This is a genomic window from Luteimonas sp. A534 (assembly GCF_054072805.1).
Genome location: NZ_JBSVRR010000019.1, coordinates 1 through 2428, shown reverse-complemented (window position 1 = coordinate 2428; position 2428 = coordinate 1). Strand labels below are relative to the sequence as shown.

At 58.8% G+C, this 2428-nt stretch carries 4 protein-coding genes; all 4 read right to left on the bottom strand.

All coding sequences use genetic code 11. From position 1 onward, the window contains the following. Window positions 1-132 precede the first annotated feature (132 nt). On the bottom strand, window positions 133-453 hold the full coding sequence (locus ACW5F0_RS14705; RefSeq protein ID WP_457000040.1) for a hypothetical protein: 321 nt from the start codon (window positions 451-453) through the stop codon (window positions 133-135). 148 nt (window positions 454-601) lie between these two features. Next, window positions 602-730 carry a hypothetical protein gene (locus ACW5F0_RS14700; protein ID WP_457000039.1) on the bottom strand — a complete coding sequence of 43 codons (129 nt, stop codon included), beginning with the start codon at window positions 728-730 and terminating at the stop codon, window positions 602-604. Window positions 731-1037: 307 nt separating this feature from the next. Next, window positions 1038-1448: a methyltransferase family protein gene (locus ACW5F0_RS14695; RefSeq protein ID WP_457000041.1), complete on the bottom strand. Its 411-nt coding sequence runs from the start codon at window positions 1446-1448 to the stop codon at window positions 1038-1040. Window positions 1449-1996: 548 nt separating this feature from the next. Beyond that, window positions 1997-2329, bottom strand: coding sequence for a hypothetical protein (locus ACW5F0_RS14690; RefSeq protein WP_457000038.1), 333 nt, complete (start codon window positions 2327-2329; stop codon window positions 1997-1999). Window positions 2330-2428: the final 99 nt, after the last annotated feature.

Sequence of the window (2428 nt, the reverse complement as noted above, 5' to 3'; positions counted from 1 at the left end):
AGAACCGGCATATTGTGCTCGTGGCAGCAACGGGCGTTGCCGTGAGCGTTAACAGAATTGCCAGTAGAGTCTTCATGCGCCTAACGCCTGAATTAAGCCGCGCCGCGAAGCGGCGTCGGCTTGAATGAATTGTTAGGTACCGCCCTGGACAGCGCGACGCACCTCGTTGATAAGACCGAAGTCTGACAAGTAGTGCTGATAGCCGCTGCACTGCAGCAAGCGTCCCGCGGAGTCAACAAAGAACACCGCCGACTCACCAGGAAGAACTCCCCAGCCCGTATTTGCGGGCTTGAGCTTGCCACCCCGGAATGCCCCCTTATAGGACTCCCGCACTTCCACTGTCCAGATGTCGTAGGCCTCCCCGGCCTTAGGCATAGGCGGCTCGACCAAGATGACCGTTCCATAGAACACGCTCTCTGACCGCGCCACCTGTGATGCGACCCACTCGGACACGGGCGCTCTTTCTCTTGGGCAAGCGAGTTCAGATCCCGAGCTAGCACCAGAGGCGGCTATGAGAACCATCAAGAGCCTACGCTGCATGTGCGACACCTAACACCAGAATTAAGCCGCGCCGCGAAGCGGTGTCGGCTTGAATGAATTGTTAGGCGGCGCACCAGAGTGAAATGCCGCCGATGACGAACAGTACCAGCCACGACAGGTGCTTGCCCCTGGTGAAAAGCAACGGCAGGAACCCGGACGCAACGAAAGTTAGCCCGATGATCTGGAGCATGCCCGACACTGTGAGGTCGCCGCGGCCCGCATGTACCAAGAGCGCAGCAAAGCCGAACCACGCGACCGTGGTGATGTGCCAAGCAAAGCGCAACGTTTTGCCGTGAACTCCGAGCTGCCGAATAGCTTTGGAAGATCACTGCGGCGAAGCAGGCGGGTGAGGATGTACCGCTCCCCGAGCAATGAATGCGCTGCGCCCAAAGCCACGGCGAGAACTGCTGCGAAGTAGAGAAGTTCTTCCATAGCCGCCTAACACCTGAATTAAGCCGCGCCGCGAAGCGGTGTCGGCTTGAATGAATTGTTAGGCCTCACAGCCACCGGGGGACCTGGCGACAGAATGCCGCATATGCGTCGGGGAAACGAGCCAGCAGCTGCCTCTCCTCCGGGCGGATCTGGAAGCGCGACAGGTACAGAACAAGCAACGGCACGATGGCGACAGCTACAGCATTGCCCAAGTAGAGCCCCCACCCCAGCAGGATCAAGGAATGGCCCAAGTACATCGGGTTACGGCTGAACCGGTAGGCTCCCGAGGTGACCAATTGGCTCGACTTGGCCGAATGGAGTGGATTGACCGTGGTGCCGGCACACCGGAAGGCAAGTTTGGGGATGACGTTGAGTGCGAGGCCTGCGCACACAAGGACGAGTGCTCCGGCGACGGGAAACGGAAAGGAAAAGCCGGGAAGAAGCTCGGCCATGCCGAAAGCCAGCGCGCCCACCATCAGCAGCACGACGGGTGGCGGAACTCTTGTCTCAAGCCAGCGCATTGGTTGGAGTGAGGCCTAACACCTAAGTTAAGCCGAGCCGCGAAGCGGCTTCGGCTTGAACGCATTGTTAGGCCGCCGCCACCAGACACCGCGAACACTTGTCTGGAATCGCCGCAACCCAACCCCTGAGCCGGAACATTACAACAACTTGCTACGCTCTGACGGCGGCCCTGGATCGAGCGAAAGAGTCTGCGCTTCAAGCTTGCTCCGGCGCCTGGGCGTGCTGGCTACCCGAAGTCCACTATAGATGTGAGCGCCAGAACTCTTGGCCCGTCATGCTCGGGCGAGTCGGATGCTACGCCACGCAATGTTGAACGAAGCGACCCAGTGGGCGTGGCGAAACCGGCCGAAAGGAACACACCAAAAGAGCGGGATGTCGGAACTCGCACCGAGTGCGGCCTAACGCCTGAGTTAAGCCGACCCGCGTAGTGGAGCCGACAACATGGCAAGCTCTACCTGCCATGTTGTTGGTGTAACGAAGCGGGTTCGGCTTGAACGACTTGTTAGGCCGCTAGCACTGGATGCCCGACGACCCACGCACCTATGCCAAAGAACAGCACTAGATAGACTATGAAGTAGATCAGCATGCCGTCCGACAGTTTTGAGAGATTCCTGTCGTTGAGTGATCTGTGCTCCCGAGTTACCAGGAACTTGAGCGTAGCCCATCCAGTTGTAATGTTGTTACGCAGGAAGAGAGACGGCCTGCCCATTGCCTCGTACTTTTTCGGGTGGACCCGCTCAAGGCGGTTAAAGAGCAGCTTGATGAGCACAAACCACACAATGACCATTGCGAAGAGAGTGATCCCGAGCGAGAAAGGAACTACTTCAGATTGCATGGAAGTCCTTCAGCGGCCTAACACCAGAGTTAAGCCGTGCCGCGAAGCGGCATCGGCTTGAACGACTCGTTAGGCCGCCGTTCCCTGGCACCTGCGCCC